A 16,016-nucleotide genomic window follows, 5' to 3' on the forward strand; every position below is an offset into this window, starting at 1 on the left:
TTAGCCCGAAAGGGTATGTACTAATTGCTAATCGCTAACTGCTAATAGCTTTTGCATTTGCTAGAACCCACTCGGGCCGCGGGGAGCGGTCAGCTCGCCCAGCCGTTGTTCGATGATCTCTTTCTCTTGCGAGGCGCGCCGCTTCAGGCTTTCGCGCAGGCGGCCGAGTTGCTCTTCCAACCGTTTCAACTCCAGCTCGCGGCGTTCTTGCCGAACCTTGAAGTGCTGTTGGATCATTTCACGCAGCTCTTGCTTGAGCTTGGTTCGCTCGTCGTCGTCCTTGGCGTGACGCCAGCGATCAGCCAGCCGGCTGGTTTGCCGTTCCAGATCGCCATCGCGTTCAAACAGCTTGGCCATTTCGGGGTCGTGCTCGTGCATGTCGCGCTGCCACGAGAAGCCCGACGAGCCGTGAAACCCGCCCCGGTGCCGGTCGCGCCGGCCATTCTCATCGGACGAAGGTCCGGGCGGCCGACGCTCGCCATCGCCAGAGCGCCCCTCACTGGGGCGCTTCGGCGTCTCGGCCGGGCCTTTGGGCGCTGGTGGTGGCGTCTTGGGCTCGTCGCCAGTGGCCGGCTCGATACGCGGGGTGTCGGCCTTGGAGGCGTCGACCTTTGGCGCGTCAGGTTTCGGTTCATCGGCAAACGCTGGGCGAGCCACGTGCATGACGCCGGCGAGCAACACGGCGCCACACAGCAGCTGGCAAGTCAACGGAATTCGCCGCTTCAACATTCGGACAAAGTTCATCGTCATGTTCGCTTCATGGTTTTGAACCCCTGGCGCCGGCGTCGCAGGGGGCACGACGCCGGCGGCCGGGTGGGTTCAATCATCGACCTCAATCAACCTAAAAACGCTCCCAACGATCGGCACGGTGGCTGCCGTGATCTCCGCCAGGTCCACGCCCGTGGTCACGGTCACCGTGGTGCCCGTGATGGCGGCCGTGATCATCGTCTTTGTCGCCGTCCCGGTCGCCATGATGTCCATGGTGCCGCTGATGGCTGCTGAAGTGATGACGCATGCCCGACGGCGGCGGGCCAAAGTGGCCAAAGCCCCCCGGGCCGCGGTCATGGTGCCCGTAGGACGGCCGACCATGGTGCGATGGGCCACTGTGCGAAGGTCCACCGTGCGACCGGCTGCAGCTACCGCCGTGGCACGAGCCATGGTGGCGCGAGCTGCCGTGATGCGCAAAATGGTGCGGGTCGCGCGAACCGTGGTGACCATAGGACGGACGGCCATGGTGGCCTGGTCCGTGATGGCTCGGGCCGTGATGACGGCTGCAGTGGCCGCCGTGACAGCTTGGCCCGTGATGGCCGCGGCCACCATGACCTTTGCCATGACAATCGTGACCGCGATGGTGCGAGGCGTGCGAGCCGTGCGGCCCGCGGCCATGATGACCCATCATCGGTGGACCATGATGTCCACCCTTGGACGAGCAATGATGTCCGCTCTTTTCTTGGCAACCCCGTTCACCGTGGCCGCCGCCGTGGTGGCCGTAGGAAGGCCGACCATGATGTCCAGGCCCGTGGTGACCGCGGTGATGGGCGAACGCCGCCGGACTGGGGCCGCGGCCATGATGACCGTGGCCGTACGAGGGGCGGCCCGACTTGCGGCTGCACGCCCCGTGTTCGCAATCTTTCTTGCCGTCGCGATCGTGATGGCGATGATGCGCGGCAAACGAGCCATGTGGCCCGCGGCCATGATCGCCATAACTGGGTCGACCGCGATCACCTTCGCGGCGATCTTTGTCACGACGATCACCATCGCGGCGATCTCCGTCCTTGCGGTCGCCGGGCTTGCCGTCTTCCGGGCCGTGACGACGAAACGTCATGCCCATGCCGAACTGCAGCGGACCAAAGCGGTGGTGGAACGAGTGTTCCGGGCCGCGGCGATCGCCATCAGGTTTCTTATCGCCGTCTTTGCGGTCGCCAGGTTTACGATCTTCGGGCTTCTTATCGTCAGGTTTCCAGTCGCCGGGCTTGGCATCGCCGGGGCGACGATCATCCGGGCGCGGGCCACGGCGATCCATGTCACGCGGGCCGCGATCACCGGGCTTGCGATCGTCGCCACGCCCTTCTTCACGTCGTGGCGGAGGCCCACCCGGCGGCGGGCCGACCTGCCGTCCTGGAGGGCCGCGACGATCGTCGCGGTCGCGGTCGTCACGATCGTCGGCCCACGTCGTGGCGCCGACGGCGCAGACGAGAGCCGCCGCCCAAAGATACAGACTCCTTCGCCTCATAGTTCAGTCCTTTCCCTTTCTCACAAGATCAGCAGGATGAGAAAACCGTTCACGATCCGCTCGCGCTCGCGTCGCCTTCGACGACAAATGTTCTACAGCGACACTTCGTTCGACAACTCACGTTCCAACTCATCGAGTTCATCCTGGACTTCCGACCAGGATTCCCCCCGCACGTCCCAGCCGTTTTCAACCGCATCGGCGTCGCGGCGAACGCTGGTCACATCGGCCAGCCAGCCATCTTCGTTCCAAGCCAGTTCCAATTGGCCAGTCGCCAGCGCCTCGTTCGGCGCGACGGCACGCTGCTGTTGGACCACCGGTCGCTGCCCCACAAGTTTCTGCCCCTCGATCGGTGTACGCCGCGGCATGCTCCACAGCGTTGCTGCCACCACCACCAGCAGCGAAGCCGCCAACGCCAACCGGCGCACCCGGCGACGCCGCGCCGCGCTGACTTGTCGCTCGACCTGCGCGGCCATCATCCGCAAACGAAAGTCACTCAGACCGCGACTGCTGACATTACTACTGTCGAGTTCGCCTTCCAGGTCCACCAGCGCGCGATCGAGCGCTTGCCAGCCGGCGGCCAGCTCGCGCTCTTCGTCGGCCGATCGACCGGCGGGCCAGGGATTCGTTTCGTGTGACAACGTGTCATTCATAGGTATTGCTTAATCGTTCAACTTGCCCCGCAGGGCCAACAGCCCGCGTCGGGCGTGACTTAGCACCGTGTTCAGCGGCAGCTCCATGATCTCGGCAATCTCGTGAAACTCGAGCTGGCCGTAATACCTGAGCAGCAGGGTGCGGCGTTGGGCCTCGCTGAGTTTTTCCAGGGCGCTGGCCAGGTGTTGCTGATCCTCGGCCAGCGTGACTTGTTCGAGCGGAGCAATCGTCGCGGGGTCGATCGGGTCAGGTGTCGGTTCGTCGGGCGTGTTCGGTTGTGGCGGCGGCTGGCGTCGCAGGCGGCGGTTCCGGTCGCGGAGCAGCCGATCGGCAATCCGCCACAGGTACGCCCGTTCGTGTCCTTGGTCGACGTAGCGGCCTTGCGCCCGCCACGCGCGGCAGAAGACGTCTTGCAGCACATCTTCGGCCTGATGGCGGTCGCGCAACTGGACCAACAGGAAACTGAACAGCGCGTTGCCGTGGTCAGTCACCCACTGGGTCAGTCGATCGGCGTGCGTCGGATCGTCACGGCTCACGTCGGCCTGGCGCGGTCAGAGGGTACCTGGCTTGGGAAAGTCGGTGCCCACTGTGCTGAGGTCCAGACAGCGCTCGGGTCCAGGCAGTAGCTCGGAACCAGACAGTCAGCGGTGCGAACAGGCGGCGAGCGAGCGAACCGGGGTCTCGGGCCACCCCGGCTGCCAGATATAACGCCAGGGGCGGCCCTCTATTGCAAAGCCCAGGGCGATTTTAGGCAGAGCCAGCGTCGCGCTGCTATCGGGGGGCCGAGAATTGGTCGGAATACGCCCTCTGCCCCCAAACGCCGTCGAGCGCAAAAAATGAGCCCCCGGTGAACACACCGGGGGCTTTGTGGCTTACTTCGATGGACGTGTCCTGGCTCTTAGGCCAGCTCGTCCAGCATCCGGTTCAGGGCCGCGTCGAGCTTGTCGGGCGTGTCATAGTTGCCCGAGGCGATCTGCTGGCGAAGCTGGTTGACCCGGTCTTGGCGGATGTCGGGCAGGCTGTGGACCTGGTCGACAAACTGGGCGGCCGGCGACAAATCGAGCTGATCGTTGATTTGCAGCCCGCCCGACGGAGGCGAAGCGACGGGACGTGCCTGGTGCGGAGCGCTGATCGACTGCGCACCATGAATCTGACTGGCTCCGGAAATCTGCATCGTGACCTCCACACTGGCGGCCAGCATGGATTCAATCGACGCCGACGGTCGGCATTGAGAGCGACCCGCTTCGAGAGAACCCAGGACGCCTGCCGGTTGATTCAGGGCAGAACGTCGAATCTGGCTGCGAACGACTCGGTAGTTTGTTTTAGCGTCAGGCTGGCCGCTGCTTCATTACCGACGGTTGAATCGCTTACTCTTCAACCGAGGGCTTCGATTCCGTTGCGAAGCAGGGGCTGCCAACTGTCTGTTACTATCACAGTGACGCCGCATTCCGTGTCGTTTGACTTGCGGGGCACGAGGTGTGCATACTTGTCAATCGACCAACTTCCGGCGTCGTTATCACCTTTCTTCAGCACCGCGTTGTTATAGCGATCAGCGGCGAGTCGCCCGCCTATGGCGCGCTTGCCGGTGGTCGTTAATCATCCCGCGGTCGTCAGGCTCGGACGCGCCTGCGCTGGTCGCGAGGTTTCGGGCGACCGGCGGCTCGTCACGTCTTCGCCACTTGTCACCTGCCGCACCGTTTGCGCCTCCCGACTGGGCAGGCGGCCGTGGCGCGATCGGCACAAGTTATCTCGTCCTACGAGCCCTCGGCCGAGCCGGTTCAGGCTAGCAGGCGAACTTTGTGGCGGCGGATTATAGGCCGGTCTCAAAATGGGGACAATACGAGCTGAAAGCGTTGTGTCTACCGGGGTTATCGCTGCTGGCGAGGCTAGCAGACCACTTTTGTCCCGGGGTGGCATGGCCGCTTGCCGGCCGTGTTGCGAGGCAACAAGAAGTAGACGGGGGTTTGCTCCATTTCTTGTCGCTTCGCGACCCAGCCGGCAAGCGGCTGGGCCACCCTGATTGATAATTGCCTCGATTTCACCCACGTCGGGCGAAACTATCGTGGACCGGCCGGGTTAAATGACTTGGCCCGCCATTGCCCACCGGCAATGTCCAGAGCCGTCGATGTAACTCGGCGGTTGGCGGCCAAGGGGCCGACATTTGAAGCGGCGATTTTTTTCGAGCTCGCACTCGCGGCGCCGAGCTCGCACGATCCAGAAGTTCGCTGGGGAGATTCCACACATGAAGAGCCATTGGTTTCGAGTTCTCGCGGTGGCTGGCCTGTTGGCCGCGCCATCGGCCGTCTGGGCCGACGAAGAAAAGAAGCCCGAGGGCAAGCCTGCCGAGGCGTCGGCTTCGGAAACGAAGCCCGCGGCTGATTCCAAGCCCGCGGATTCGCGCCCTGCCGCGCCCGATCGCGAGGCGCTGTTCGATCGCCTGGACGCGAACAAGGATGGCGCGATCACCGAGGACGAGATACCCGAGCAGAACCGCCGCATGTTCGCACGGCTGGTCCGGCTGGGCGATGCGAACAAGGATGGCAAACTGTCGCGTGAAGAGTTCCTCGCGGTTCGCGAGCCGGAACGTCCAGCGCCTCAGCCCGGCCAAGGGGGCCCCGGCCAGCGTGGCCCACAAGGCGAAGGTCCGACCGCCGAGCAAATCTTGCAGAACGTCGATCGGAACAACGACGGCAAATTGGCCCGCGACGAAGTTCCCGAAGACCGCCGCGACTTTTTCGACCGTATGGCGCAAGCCGCCGACAAGGACAAGGACGGCCTGCTGACCGTTGACGAGCTGCGCGCCGGTCTGGCCGCGGTGCGTGGACAGGCCCAGCCTGGCCAGCCGCAACCAGGTTCGCCTCCGGGCAACCCGCCGCAGCCGGGTTCTCCACAGCAGCAGCGCTCGCCCGAGGAAGTGGCCCGCTTTGCCGAAGAGATCTTCAGCCGTGGTGACCAGAACAACGACGGCAAGCTGGTCCGCGACGAAGTTTCCGAAGAGCGTCGCGAAGGCTTCGATCGGATGCTCAGCGAGTTCGACGCCGACAAGGACAACGCCTTGTCGAAGGAAGAATTCCGCAAGGCCTTCTTGGCCATGCGCGATCGTCGCCCTCCCGAGGGTGGCCAGCGTCCTGAGGGGCAGCGTTCCGAAGGCCAGCGCCGCCCGGATGGTAAGCGGAAGCCGGAAGGTGACAAGCCGAGCGATTCGCAAGTTGCCCAGCGCCCTCAGGGGGATCGCCCGCGCGATGGCCAACGTCCCGGTCAACCAGGCCAGCCCGGCCAAGGTGGCCAGAGTGGCGGCGAGATGGCCAAGCGGCTGATCGAACAGCAGGACAAGAACGGCGATGGCAAGCTCGGCAAAGATGAAGTCGGCGAACGCCTGAAAGAGAACTTCGATCGCGCCGACAAGAACAGCGACGGGTTCATCGACTTGCAAGAACTGCAGCAAGTTTTCGGCGGCATGCGCCGGCCAGGGCAACCGGGCCAGCCAAGCCAACCTAGCGGCACTCCGGGAACCCCGGGACAAGCCGGCCAGTTCATCGAACGCATGATGAAAGAAGCCGACAAGAACGGCGACGGCAAGCTGAGCAAAGATGAGCTGCCGGAACGGATGCGCGAGAACTTCGATCGCCTGGATAAGAATGGCGACGGGTTCATCGACCCCAGTGAGCTGCGCGGCATGAGGGAACGTCGCCGCGAGAACAGCAACTAGCGCGATGTCGTGGCGGTAGCCTTCGGGATCATTCCCCGCGAGCCTTCGTTCCGTGACGGAACGAGGGCTCTTTTTGTTGACACTGCCTTCGTGAACACTGCGACAATCGGTCGCGGCTAGCGACTCGCCTGGGGGTGTGTCACAATGGCCGAGAACCCAACCACGGCGGCGCGCAACCCAGCCCCTCCGGCATGGTCGCGCTCGCACTGTCGACAAGGAGCTTTCCGTGTTCAAGCGTTTGCAATGGCTGGCCGCGCTGGTGGCCTTGGTCTTTGGTTTCACCATCAAGCTGGCTCAAGCCGAACCGCACCGCGACCAATGCGTGGTGTTGATTAGCGTGGATGGCCTGGCTGGTTTTTATCTCGACGACCCGCGGGCCGAGATGCCGACGATTCGCCGCATGGCCCGCGAGGGGGCTCGGGCGTCGGGCATGGTTTGCTCGTTCCCGACCGTCACCTGGCCCAATCACACCACGCTGGTCACCGGCGTGCCTCCTGAAAAGCATGGCGTGCTGGGGAACAATTACCTGGAGCGCGCCAGCGGTTCGCCCGTGGCGCTGATCGTGGATCCGGTTTATGACAAGGATCAGATCGTCAGCACGCCGACGATCTACGACGTGGCCCATCGCGCCGGTTTGACCACGGCGGGTATTTGCTGGCCGGCCACGCGCAACGCCCGCACCCTGAACTGGTCGATGCCCGACATGGCTGGCGACGGCTGGGAAAAGTATGGCACCCAGGCCTGGCTGTCCGAGCTGCGCGGCGCGGGCTTGCCGGTCGACATGCATGGCGCCTGGTGCAAGGAACCTAGCGGTGGTGTGCGCCGCGACTGGCTTTATACCCGGATGGCGGCCCAGGTTCTGAAGCAGCACTCGCCGAACGTGTTGATCATTCACCTGGTCGAGGTCGATCATGTCGAGCACAAGTACGGCCCGCGCAGTCCCGAGGCTTATTGGGCGGTCAGCTTTGCCGACGATCGGGTTCGCGACATTGTCGAAGCAGTGCAGGCCTCGCCCTTGGGGAAGAAGACCACGGTGATCGTGGCCAGCGACCACGGTTTCTTTCCGATCGACAAGGACATTCGCCCGAACGTAGTGCTGGCCGCGGCGGGCTTGTTGAACAAAGATACGAAGCGCGCGGCCATTGTCTCGCAGGGGGGGGCGTGCATGGTCTACGTACTCGACGACAAGGATCGCCCGGCCACGATCGAGCAATTAAAAACCAAGTTCGCTGGGGTCGAGGGGGTCGACCGAGTGTTCACGGCGGCCGAATTCGCGGCGTTGGGCGTGGCCACGCCGGCCGCCGACGAACGGGCCCCCGACCTGTGGCTGGCCGCCAAGCGAGGCTATAGCTTCACGGACAGTCGTGACGGCGACGCGCCAGTCGTGCCGCGCGCGTCTCCTGGTGGCACCCACGGCTACTTGCCGGGCGAGGCGGAGTTGTTTGGCACCTGTGTCCTGTGGGGGCACGGCGTCCGACCGGGGACGAACTTGGGCGAAATCAGCAACACGGACGTGGCCCCGACCATGGGGGCCTTGCTGGGGGTCGAGATTCCCGGCGCCACGGGCAAGGTCTTGCGCCAGGGATTAAGCGACTGATTGTGATTCATGGCGGTCCAGTGTTTCATCGTTCACGAGTTCTGACGTGCCCATTGAACGCACCCAGCCCCGAGCCAGTTCTTCGTCGAGCGGCAAACCAGCGGGTAAGCCGAAGCTCCAGGTCGAACCACCGCGGGGCGTGATTCGCTGGCTCTACTCGCTGTCGGAGCGGAGCGAGGGCGAGCCCTGGTATCGCGCCTATCTCAGCGTGGTGGTCGCCGTCTGCGTGGCCGCGATGGCGCGGACGTTGTTGGACCCTCTGTTTGGCGATTCGGCGCCCTACGGCATGTTCCTGATCGCGGTAGTCTACATCGCCTGGTCGCGCGGCCTGGCGCCATCGATCGCGACGATTGCCTTGGGGATTCCGGCCGCTACCTATCTGTTCGTCGAGCCCCGGCACTCGCTATTCATCGGCGAAAAGTCGAGCATCGCCAATCTGTTCATGAGTCTGAGCCTGGGCGTGCTGGTCTCGCTGTTCAGCGAGTCGCTCCGCATGGCCGCCAGCGAGAATCGGCGGCTGTATCAGATTGCCAAGCGAGCCGAGTTGCGCAAGGACGAGTTTCTGGCCATGCTGGCTCACGAGTTGAGGAATCCACTCGCGCCGATTCGCAACGCGCTCTACCTCCTCGAAAACCAGCCGCGGATCGAACCCGAAGTCAAAGTCTGTCACGATCTGATCGCCAAGCAGGTCGATTACCTGTTGCGGCTGATGGAAGATTTGTTGGACGTGTCGCGGATCACGCGCGGGGCGATCGAGTTGCGGATCAAGCAGGCGCGGCTGGCCGATGTGATCGAGGGGGCGGTGCAAATGTCCCGCCCCTTGGTGACCGAGAAGCGGCAAGAGCTGAAGGTCTCGCTGCCGGACGACGAGTTGTACCTGAACGCCGATCAGGTGCGACTGACCCAGATACTGGCCAATCTGTTGAACAACGCCTCACGCTACACCGAGGCGAACGGGCAGATTTGGCTGACGGTCGAAGCGGCCGATCACGACCTGACCATGCGGGTGCGCGACACGGGGCGCGGGATCGCCGCCCAGGATTTGCAGCGTGTCTTCGAGCTGTTCGAGCAGGTCGAAGGGCAAGGACAAAGCACGCCCGGCGGCCTGGGCATTGGCCTGACCTTGGTGCGCCGGCTGGTTGAGTTGCATGGCGGGCAAGTCGAAGCGCGCAGCCCGGGCCGCGGGTTGGGGAGTGAGTTCGTGGTGCGGTTGCCCAACCTGCTGGTCGAGCCCCCGAAGCCCAGCCGGCCGACAGCGCCGCTCACCGATGAAACGACACATCATTCGCGCCGCGTGCTGGTCGTGGACGACAACGTGGCCTCGGCCACCAGTCTGGCCAAGGTGCTGGGGCTGTGGCACCACGACGTGCAGGTTTGTCATGATGGATTCACCGCCATCGAAGCGGCCCGGGCATTCCGCCCCGAGGTCGTGCTGGCCGACATCGGCTTGCCACGGATGAACGGGTATCAACTGGCGGGCGAGTTGCGGCAGATTCCTAGTTTGGAACACACGCTGCTGGTGGCGGTGACCGGCTATGGCCAGGACGAAGACCGCCAACGCGCCGAAGCCGCCGGCTTTGACCGGCATCTGTTGAAGCCGGTGAACCCCGACGAGCTCGCCGAACTGCTGGACAGCGAGTTCAGTAAGTGAGGGGACGCATCGACAAGTGGCTCGCATCTTCAACCCTCGCCCCTAGCGGGCGAGGGTCGCTTGCGTAGCAAGCGGGGTGAGGGGTAAGCCGCAGGCTCGCGCGATTCCGCGAGGCCCCTTCTCCCCCCGGGAGAAGGTGGCGGCGCTAGCCGCCGGATGAGGGTCTTGGCGGCTGGTCAGGCCTTCGACCGCACGCGAGCAAAATCCCTTCCAAAACAAGATCAAGCTCTCGCAAAACGTCGTCGTTCGAGATACGCAAGATGCGTATGCCCTTTGCTTCGATCATCGCAGTGCGATGCTGATCGTACTTGGCCATTCCGATGTGGCTGTCGCCGTCCAGTTCGATGGCGAGTTGAGATTCGTGGCAATAGAAGTCGGCGAAATACGAGCCAACAGGAAACTGTCGGCGGAATTTCAAGCCGTCGAGTTGGCCACGGCGTAAATGGCTCCAGAGTATCCGCTCGGGGACCGTTGCTTCGCGACGCAGCCGGCGGACGCGAGATCGCTGTTCTTCGGTGAGGGGTTGGCGGCGCGGCATCGCGTGTTCCTTGGTAACGTGGACCCTCATCCGGCCTGTCGGCCACCTTCTCCCCGGGGGAGAAGGGTTACTTCCTACATGGGGATGGTGGATCGCACATGACGCATTGTTCGCCGCGTCTCGTGAATACTATAACCGAGGCGAATGTTGCGAGCGCCGCTCAAGCGGCCAACTCCACGCTGGCCTTCCCTAGCCCCTAATCCCTCGTCTCTAACCCCTCTTTCCCCTGTTCCCCCCGGGAATTGACCATCTTCGGCCGGGGCGCGACAATGATCGGCTCGTCCCCGGTTGCCGGCCCATAGCCGGGGCGCATGCCGCAGTGATTCCCCTGCTGAATCCCGGCCGATCGACTTGGCCTTACCCTTTGGACCCTCGGCGAACTCGATGAACATTCTCGAACGTGAAGACCCGGCCGTGTGGGCCGCGATTGACCATGAAACCAAGCGCCAGGCCGACGGCCTGGAGATGATCGCTAGCGAAAACTACACCAGCCCCGCGGTCATGCAGGCCGTCGGCAGCGTGTTGACCAACAAGTACGCCGAAGGCTACCCCGGGCGGCGCTACTACGGCGGTTGCGAGTACGTCGACGTAGTCGAGTCGCTGGCCCGCGATCGGGCGTGCGAGTTATTCGGCGCGGACCACGCCAACGTCCAGCCCCACTCGGGCAGCCAGGCGAACATGGTCGTCTATCTGGCCGCGCTCCAGCCGGGGGACGCGGTCCTGGGGCTCGATCTGGCCCACGGTGGGCACCTGACCCACGGCATGAAGCTGAACATCTCGGGTCGGCTCTACCAGTTCCACGCCTATGGTGTGACGCGCGACACTAACCGGATCGACTTCGACCAGGTCGCGCGCTTGGCCCGCGAGCACAAACCGAAAATGATCGTGGCCGGCGCGAGCGCCTACCCGCGCGAGATTCCGCACGGCAAGTTCGCCGAAATCGCCCGCGAGGTCGGTGCCAAGCTATTCGTCGACATGGCCCACTACGCCGGGCTGGTCGCGGCCGGCTTGCACGACAACCCGGTGCCGGTCGCCGACTTTGTCACGACCACTACGCACAAGACCCTCCGCGGGCCGCGCGGCGGGCTGACCATGTGCCGTGCCGAGTTTGCCAAGGACATCGACAAGAATGTCTTCCCCGGCGTGCAAGGTGGTCCGCTCATGCACGTGATCGCCGGCAAGGCGGTCTGTTTTGGCGAAGCCTTGAAGCCCGAGTTCAAGCAGTACGCGGCCCAGATCATTGCCAATGCCAAGGCGCTGGCCGAGACGCTGATGTCCGGCGGCGTCCCCTTGTCGAGCGGCGGCACCGACAACCATCTGATGGTGGCCGACATGACGGCCATCGGGCTGTCGGGCGCCCAGGCCGAAGTGGCCCTCGACCGCTGTGGTATCACGGTCAACAAGAACATGATCCCGTTCGATACTCGCAAGCCGCTCGACCCCTCGGGCATCCGCATCGGCACGCCGGCCCTGACCACGCGCGGCATGGGGACGGCCGAGATGAAGCGGGTCGGTGCGTGGATCCTAGACGTGCTGAAGCACCCCGAGGATACGGCCGTGTCGGCCCGCATCCGCGGCGAGATTATGGAACTGTGTAAGTCGTTTCCAGTGCCGGTGGATCGCGTGCCCCGTGGCTAGTTTTTCGCAAATGGAACGAGGTCAGTTGTCAGTAGTCAGTTGTCCGTTGTTAAAAGGCATCCACCCGAGTGCAACGGACAACTGACTACTGACAACGGACAAAAAGTTCAACGAATTGCACCCGCAAGGAGTCATCAGTGTCCATCATCGAAACGATCATTCCGCTGTACGAGTTGAACCGGACGCGGACGCTGGGGCTGTTGGACAAGGTGCTGGCCGAGCCCAATCCACGCGAAGTCCTGGCCTGGCAGCCGGGCCCTGGTCGAGCGCACATCGGCTGGCAACTGACGCACATCAGCGTGGTCGAGGAAATGTTCGCCAGCGAACGGCTGGCGCCGCACAAGGCCAACGCCTTTCCCGACCTGACCGCGCGGTTCAAGTTTGGCACCACCGCCGACCAGAACGTGCCCTCGCCCGAGGAACTGCGCCGGTTGCTTGACGAATCGCGCACGCATTTGCTGGCCACCCTGCGCGAGGCGGGGGACGCCCGGCTGGGCGAGATTCCGCCGGCGCTGGCCGAGCGCAAGTTGACGGTGCGCGACGTGCTGCACATCCTGGGCTGGCACGAACCACACCATCAGGGTCAGGCGCACATCACGTTCAACCTGTACAAGAACCGTTCGTAACGAGCGACCACTCGTGGAAAGCAATCACCGATGACGAAGCACACGCCCCCGATTCGCGTCGCCATTGTCGGCGCTGGCGCCGTGGCCGACTATCACCACGTGCCGGCCCTGCGACTGGATCCGCGCGCCAAGCTGGTGGCGGCGTGCGACGCCGACCCGGCGCTGCTCGAGAAGCGGCGCGGCGACTGGCGGATCGACAAGCTGACCACCGACTACGACGCGCTGGCGGCCGATCCCGAGATCGACGCGGTGGTCATTTGCACGCCGAACTTCACCCACCGCGCCATGTCGGTCGCGGCCGCGAAGCACGGCAAGCACATTCTCTGCGAGAAGCCGTTGGGATTGAACGCCGCCGAAGTCGGCGAGATGTACACTTCGGCGCGCGATGCCGGCGTAGTCCACATGACGGCGTTTACTTACCGCTTCGCGCCGTCGATGCGCTACCTGAAACACTTGGTCAGCAGCGGCAAGCTGGGCCAGCCGCGACACTTTCGCTCGCAGCGGTTCCTCGACTGGCCCGAGACCAGTTGGGGTTGGCGGCAATACAAGGACAAAGCCGGCGCTGGCGACCTGTTCGATATGACCATTCATCGCATCGACTTTGCCCAGGACTTGCTGGGGCCGCTGGCGCATTTGACCGGCGCGGTGGCGCGATTTGCCGAGCGCACCAAAACCGTGGACGGCAAGACTTGCCCTCCTTCCGAGGTAGACGACTGGTCTAGTTTGATCGGCGAGTTCGCCAGCGGGGCGACCGGCGTGTGGGAAGGGACCACGCTGGCCAAGGGCTACCACCGCGACGGCTTTGGTCACGAGTGGGCCGAGATCAACGGCTCGGAGGGATCGGCGGTCTACCGGCTGCACGAACCCAACACCTTGTTGCTGGGGCGCACGGGTCACGACCTGGCGCCGGTCGATGTGCCGGCCGAGTTTTTGAAGCTGCCGGGAAGTCCGCGAAATCCCGCGGAAGGGAAGCCGGCCACGGTGTTTCGCTACGACATCATGTGGGAGTTCATCTCGGCGATTGTCGACAAACGCGACGCCGTGCCGAGCTTCTACGACGGCTGGTCGGCCCAGGTGATCGCCGACGCCGTGCTGCAATCGAGTGCCGAGCGGCGCTGGTTGGACATTCAACAACCAGGGCGATAACGCCCGCGATCCACGCCGCAGCTTGCGCTTACCGCGCAAGCAAGTTACGCACGAGGCGTAGGTAATGGGACGCGCGGATTGTCTCATCCGCGACGCGCACGAGTGCGACTTGCTTGCGGTGTTTCCGAGGGTCATTTATTATCCCTCACAAATGGCCACGCAGGTACGCGGGCCATTGCTGTCGGTCATCTTGAACGCCTTGATCGTTTTGGGCGCGTCCCGCGCGCTTGGACGGTTGCTCGAGCTGGTCTCGATTGCCGGTGCGTTCAATGCAGGTCAGGGATGCTTATGTCGGACAATGACGGCGGGGGCTGGGGCGAGCATGGTCACTCGCGCTTAGCGGCCGCGCAGGGCACGGCGTCGCTTGCGCCCGAGGTGTCGTCCGATGTGAAGTCAGCTTTCGGCGTCGCGTCTCCCGCCAAGATCGCGGCGCAATTGACCGCGAGTAGCGGGCTTGCCATGCGCGCCGACTGGCTCGATCCCGAGCAGTTTCATCGCCTGCAAGGCGAAGTGCTACGACTCACGTGCGAGATGGTCTTTGCCGTCGACCTGGACGGACGGATCACGCTCTGGAACCGCGCTGCCGCCCAAGTGTCGGGCTATGCGGCCGACGAAGCGATCGGGCAGTTGTACACGTCGTTCTTCGAGCCAGGTCAGCCGAGTATTATTCATCTGGCGTTCGGTTCGGACGGCCAGGGCGAGCCTCCGCAAGCGATCTACCGACTGAAGCATCGCTCGGACCAGACGCGGCTGGTGCGATTGACGATGTCGGCGCTGCGCGACGCCGACGGCACGCCGTTGGGTTGCGTCGGCTCGGCGGTCGACGTCACCGACAGCCAGGCGGCCGAGGAAAGCCTGCGCCAGGCGCGCGATTTGCTCCTCAGGACCGAAGCGCTGGCCCACATTGGCACCTGGCAATGGGATCTTTCGACTCAGATCACCGACGGCTCGCCCGAGTTGTACCGGCTGTTTCAGGTGGCGCCGGGCGAACGAGTGAGCTTCGAGCAGGCCATGCAACTGGTGCATCCCGACGACCGCGAAAGAATGATCGAGGCCGCTTGGCGTTCGGTCCAGTCGGGAGACGCGCCGCCGTTGACGTTTCGCTTTCTGCTGCCCGACGGCACCGAACGCTGGGTCAACAGCGTCGGCAGCGTCGAACGCAACGCGCAAGGCGAGCCGACCCGGCTGATCGGCTTTGTGCAGGACATCACCGAAACGAAGCGGGTCGAGCAGGCGTTGCGCGCCGCCGAGCAGCGGCTGCGCGAGACACTGGACGGGATGTACATCTTCGTCTGGTTGCTGTCGGCCGATGGTCGGGTGTGCGACGTCAATGCCGCGCCGCTCGAGGCCGCCGACTTGGCGCGCGGCGACGTGCTGGGCCGGCAGTTCGAGGCGACCGCCTGGTGGCGCCACTGTGCCGTCGAGCGGCAACGGCTGGGCGAGGCGCTGGGTCGCGCGGCGCGGGGGGAAATGGTCCGGTTCGACATCACCGCCCGCTTGGCCGACGACCGCCAGGTGACGCTGGACATGATGCTCAACCCGCTGCTGGGTGGCTCCCGCGACGAGATGCGGATCGTCTGCTCGGCGGTCGACATCACGGAACGCCTGCGCAATCAGCACGAGGCCCAGCGGCAGCAACAGGAATTGACCCACGTGTTGCGAGTGGCGTCGCTGGGAGAAATGAGCACCAGCCTGGCGCACGAGTTGAACCAGCCGCTGGCGGCCGTGGCCAACTATGTGCATGCGCTGGGGATGACGCTCGCGGAAACGCCGGTCGCCGACGATCCGCGCGTGTCGGGCTTGCTGCACAAGATCGAAGAGCAAGCCATCCGCGCCGGGGGCATTGTGCAGCGACTGCGGGCCTTGGTCCGCCGAGCGCCGCCGCGGCGAGCGCCGGTCGACGTGACGCGCATGACCAGCGACGTGCTGGAGCTGTTGTTACCCGACGCGCGGCTGTCGGGCGTGCAGCTCGAAGCCCAATTCGCCCCTGATTTGCCGATGGTGGAAGCCGACGCGATACAAATTCAGCAGGTGATCGTCAATCTGGTGCGGAACGCGATCGAGGCCTTGGAGGGGCTGCCCCCGGAGCGGAAGCGGATCGACATTCACGTCGCCGCTAGTCGCGCAGGGTGGGTGACCGTCACCGTGGCCGACCACGGAGCCGGCGTGCCCGAGCCAGACCGCGACCGGGTGTTTCACGCTTTGTAATTGATTACCGAGGTGCTCT

At 64.3% G+C, this 16,016-nt stretch carries 15 protein-coding genes; 7 read left to right on the forward strand and 8 right to left on the reverse strand.

Annotation, left to right across the window (positions count from 1 at the left end):
* Window positions 1-60: 60 nt before the first annotated feature.
* From JSS27_10440 to JSS27_10470, 7 genes are all read right to left on the reverse strand, one after another.
* A complete protein-coding gene (locus JSS27_10440; protein ID MBS0209363.1) occupies window positions 61-744 on the reverse strand; it encodes a hypothetical protein in 684 nt (227 codons plus the stop codon).
* A 75-nt stretch (window positions 745-819) separates the two neighbouring features.
* The gene (locus JSS27_10445; protein MBS0209364.1) at window positions 820-1,386 is read right to left on the reverse strand and encodes a hypothetical protein; all 567 of its coding nucleotides are present in this window, start codon (window positions 1,384-1,386) and stop codon (window positions 820-822) included.
* Between the two features lie 9 nt (window positions 1,387-1,395).
* A complete protein-coding gene (locus tag JSS27_10450; protein ID MBS0209365.1) occupies window positions 1,396-1,758 on the reverse strand; it encodes a hypothetical protein in 363 nt (120 codons plus the stop codon).
* Between the two features lie 63 nt (window positions 1,759-1,821).
* The gene (locus JSS27_10455) at window positions 1,822-2,157 is read right to left on the reverse strand and encodes a hypothetical protein (GenBank protein ID MBS0209366.1); all 336 of its coding nucleotides are present in this window, start codon (window positions 2,155-2,157) and stop codon (window positions 1,822-1,824) included.
* A 168-nt stretch (window positions 2,158-2,325) separates the two neighbouring features.
* Window positions 2,326-2,883 carry a hypothetical protein gene (locus tag JSS27_10460; protein ID MBS0209367.1) on the reverse strand — a complete coding sequence of 186 codons (558 nt, stop codon included), beginning with the start codon at window positions 2,881-2,883 and terminating at the stop codon, window positions 2,326-2,328.
* A 9-nt stretch (window positions 2,884-2,892) separates the two neighbouring features.
* Window positions 2,893-3,420 carry an RNA polymerase sigma factor gene (locus JSS27_10465; GenBank protein MBS0209368.1) on the reverse strand — a complete coding sequence of 176 codons (528 nt, stop codon included), beginning with the start codon at window positions 3,418-3,420 and terminating at the stop codon, window positions 2,893-2,895.
* A gap of 362 nt (window positions 3,421-3,782) precedes the next feature.
* The gene (locus JSS27_10470; GenBank protein MBS0209369.1) at window positions 3,783-4,085 is read right to left on the reverse strand and encodes a flagellar biosynthesis anti-sigma factor FlgM; all 303 of its coding nucleotides are present in this window, start codon (window positions 4,083-4,085) and stop codon (window positions 3,783-3,785) included.
* 1,041 nt (window positions 4,086-5,126) lie between these two features.
* On the opposite strand from JSS27_10470, the gene JSS27_10475 reads away from it, so the two are divergent.
* The 3 genes from JSS27_10475 (at window position 5,127) to JSS27_10485 (ending at window position 9,841) form a co-directional block, all read left to right on the forward strand.
* Window positions 5,127-6,593, forward strand: coding sequence for an EF-hand domain-containing protein (locus JSS27_10475; protein MBS0209370.1), 1,467 nt, complete (start codon window positions 5,127-5,129; stop codon window positions 6,591-6,593).
* 238 nt (window positions 6,594-6,831) lie between these two features.
* The gene (locus tag JSS27_10480; GenBank protein ID MBS0209371.1) at window positions 6,832-8,190 is read left to right on the forward strand and encodes an alkaline phosphatase family protein; all 1,359 of its coding nucleotides are present in this window, start codon (window positions 6,832-6,834) and stop codon (window positions 8,188-8,190) included.
* A 46-nt stretch (window positions 8,191-8,236) separates the two neighbouring features.
* Window positions 8,237-9,841 carry a response regulator gene (locus JSS27_10485; GenBank protein MBS0209372.1) on the forward strand — a complete coding sequence of 535 codons (1,605 nt, stop codon included), beginning with the start codon at window positions 8,237-8,239 and terminating at the stop codon, window positions 9,839-9,841.
* A 145-nt stretch (window positions 9,842-9,986) separates the two neighbouring features.
* On the opposite strand, the gene JSS27_10490 is transcribed toward JSS27_10485, so the two are convergent.
* Window positions 9,987-10,379: an endonuclease domain-containing protein gene (locus JSS27_10490; GenBank protein ID MBS0209373.1), complete on the reverse strand. Its 393-nt coding sequence runs from the start codon at window positions 10,377-10,379 to the stop codon at window positions 9,987-9,989.
* A 384-nt stretch (window positions 10,380-10,763) separates the two neighbouring features.
* On the opposite strand from JSS27_10490, the gene JSS27_10495 reads away from it, so the two are divergent.
* From JSS27_10495 to JSS27_10510, 4 genes are all read left to right on the forward strand, one after another.
* Window positions 10,764-12,017 (forward strand): serine hydroxymethyltransferase, encoded by a 1,254-nt coding sequence (locus JSS27_10495; protein MBS0209374.1) that lies wholly within the window; start codon window positions 10,764-10,766, stop codon window positions 12,015-12,017.
* A gap of 137 nt (window positions 12,018-12,154) precedes the next feature.
* Window positions 12,155-12,643, forward strand: a complete 489-nt coding sequence (locus JSS27_10500) for a DinB family protein (GenBank protein MBS0209375.1) — start codon at window positions 12,155-12,157, stop codon at window positions 12,641-12,643.
* Between the two features lie 30 nt (window positions 12,644-12,673).
* Entirely contained in the window at window positions 12,674-13,789 is a 1,116-nt protein-coding gene (locus JSS27_10505; protein ID MBS0209376.1) for a Gfo/Idh/MocA family oxidoreductase, read from the forward strand.
* A gap of 288 nt (window positions 13,790-14,077) precedes the next feature.
* Window positions 14,078-15,997 carry a PAS domain S-box protein gene (locus JSS27_10510; protein MBS0209377.1) on the forward strand — a complete coding sequence of 640 codons (1,920 nt, stop codon included), beginning with the start codon at window positions 14,078-14,080 and terminating at the stop codon, window positions 15,995-15,997.
* Window positions 15,998-16,016 lie beyond the last annotated feature (19 nt).

This window comes from Planctomycetota bacterium, from assembly GCA_018242585.1.
Lineage (GTDB): Bacteria > Planctomycetota > Planctomycetia > Pirellulales > PNKZ01 > JAFEBQ01.

Bases quoted from the DNA above. Each gene is read 5' to 3' on its own strand.
- JSS27_10440 (MBS0209363.1), bottom strand. From the start codon at position 744: ATGAACTTTGTCCGAATGTTGAAGCGGCGAATTCCGTTGACTTGCCAG.
- JSS27_10445 (MBS0209364.1), bottom strand. From the start codon at position 1,386: ATGGCCGCGGGCCGCACGGCTCGCACGCCTCGCACCATCGCGGTCACG.
- JSS27_10450 (MBS0209365.1), bottom strand. From the start codon at position 1,758: ATGGTGATCGTCGTGACAAAGATCGCCGCGAAGGTGATCGCGGTCGAC.
- JSS27_10460 (MBS0209367.1), bottom strand. From the start codon at position 2,883: ATGAATGACACGTTGTCACACGAAACGAATCCCTGGCCCGCCGGTCGA.
- JSS27_10470 (MBS0209369.1), bottom strand. From the start codon at position 4,085: ATGCTGGCCGCCAGTGTGGAGGTCACGATGCAGATTTCCGGAGCCAGT.
- JSS27_10475 (MBS0209370.1), top strand. From the start codon at position 5,127: ATGAAGAGCCATTGGTTTCGAGTTCTCGCGGTGGCTGGCCTGTTGGCC.
- JSS27_10490 (MBS0209373.1), bottom strand. From the start codon at position 10,379: ATGCCGCGCCGCCAACCCCTCACCGAAGAACAGCGATCTCGCGTCCGC.
- JSS27_10495 (MBS0209374.1), top strand. From the start codon at position 10,764: ATGAACATTCTCGAACGTGAAGACCCGGCCGTGTGGGCCGCGATTGAC.
- JSS27_10505 (MBS0209376.1), top strand. From the start codon at position 12,674: ATGACGAAGCACACGCCCCCGATTCGCGTCGCCATTGTCGGCGCTGGC.
- JSS27_10510 (MBS0209377.1), top strand. From the start codon at position 14,078: ATGTCGGACAATGACGGCGGGGGCTGGGGCGAGCATGGTCACTCGCGC.